This window comes from Roseateles sp. P5_B10, from assembly GCF_056400485.1.
In genome coordinates this window covers 1-1478 of record NZ_JBFULE010001079.1, presented here as the reverse complement: position 1 = coordinate 1478, position 1478 = coordinate 1, and the positions used below count along the sequence as shown (strand labels likewise).

At 64.8% G+C, this 1478-nt stretch carries 2 protein-coding genes; one reads left to right on the top strand and one right to left on the bottom strand.

Translation table 11 applies throughout. From position 1 onward, the window contains the following. The coding region (locus AC1DU6_RS30975; RefSeq protein ID WP_477861950.1) for a family 43 glycosylhydrolase at positions 1 to 255 on the bottom strand (255 nt) is incomplete at its 3' end. 383 nt (positions 256 to 638) lie between these two features. Here AC1DU6_RS30975 and AC1DU6_RS30970 point away from each other — a divergent pair. Beyond that, positions 639 to 1478 (top strand): family 43 glycosylhydrolase (locus AC1DU6_RS30970; protein ID WP_477861948.1); only part of this gene is annotated, 840 nt, incomplete at its 3' end.

Here is a 1478-nt window from a genome sequence, read left to right as displayed (position 1 = left end):
ATAGATGTGGTTGCCCCCCTCCAGCCGGAAGGCCGGGCCGAGGTCGAGCTTGTCCATCGCGTAGGCAACGAACTCCCAGTTGACGAGGTCCTTCGAGCGCAGGATCGGCACGCCCGGCATGGTGTGCATGGTGGTGCCGGTCAGGTAGAACCAGTCACCGACGCGGATCAGGTCCGGATCTGAAAACTCGTCATAGAACAAGGGATTGGTGAAGGTGCCGTCGCCGTTGTCCGGCGTCCAAGTGGCGGTCGACAAGCCCTTGGACGCGCTCGCCGCTGGCCCCCCGCCCTTCAACGCAGATGCCGGCGCCGCGCAGGGCAACAGCGTCAAGGCGATGCATGACAGCAGCCCGGATATGAAAACTACGGGCGATCTCGACCCATGCCACATGACGCTTCACCTTTCAGATTGCCCAGTTCGAACTGCCGCTGGCGGGCACGCAGCGGGCGATTGTCGACAGACTTTGGTATGACCAAATTGAAGTTTACGCATAAACTGGTCAGACCCTTTTCGGGTTTGGCCTCCCACGTCGTCATCCAAGCCTTCGGCTGTGCTTAGACCGGGTTGGGCGATTCCAGGTCTCTCAAAACCACTCCGGGTAACGCCCGTAACAACCTCTTGAAGGTTCACGCCCAGCCATGCGCCTCCCCAGCCTCCTGCACCGCATCGCCCTTTGCTGCGCCGCCCTCGCCTGCGGGGCCGCGCCGGCTGCCGAACCGGCGCCCGGCGCCAATCCGGTGCTGCGTGACCGCTTCACCGCCGACCCTGCACCGCTGGTCGTGGGCGACACGGTCTATCTCTACGTCGGCCGTGACGAGGCCAAGGGCGACGAGTTCTTCCGCATGAACGAGTGGCTGGCCTATTCCTCCAAGGACCTGCGCCACTGGACCGCCCACGGCGCCTTCATGAAGCCTACCGACTTCAAGTGGGCGGTGGGTGACGCCTGGGCCGCGCAGGTGGTGCAGCGCAATGGCCGCTTCTACTTTTACGCCACCGTGCAGCACAACGACACGCAGCCGGGCAAGGCCATCGGCGTGGCGGTGGCCGACAACCCGCTGGGCCCGTTCAAGGATGCGCGCGGCWCGGCGYTGATCACCGATGCCACGACGCCGGCCCCCTACGGCTGGAACGACATCGACCCCACCGTCTTCATCGACGACGACGGCACYGCCTGGCTGGCCTGGGGCAACCCGGTGCTCTACCTGGCCAAGCTCAAGKCSAACATGACCGAGCTGGACGGSCCCATYGAGAAGATCKCGKTGCCCAACTACACCGAGGGGCCGTGGCTGTCCAAGCGCAAGGGSAYGTACTACMTGACYTACGCRTCCATGGCGCASCAGGGKCTCKYYGAGCATCTGTCYTATGCCACCGCGCCSAGCCCRCGCGGSCCYTGGACCTACCAGGGCMYGCTGACCGGCACCGTGCCMAACAGCTWCACCATCCAYGCYGGCGTCATCGACGACTTCAAGGGMCAGTCC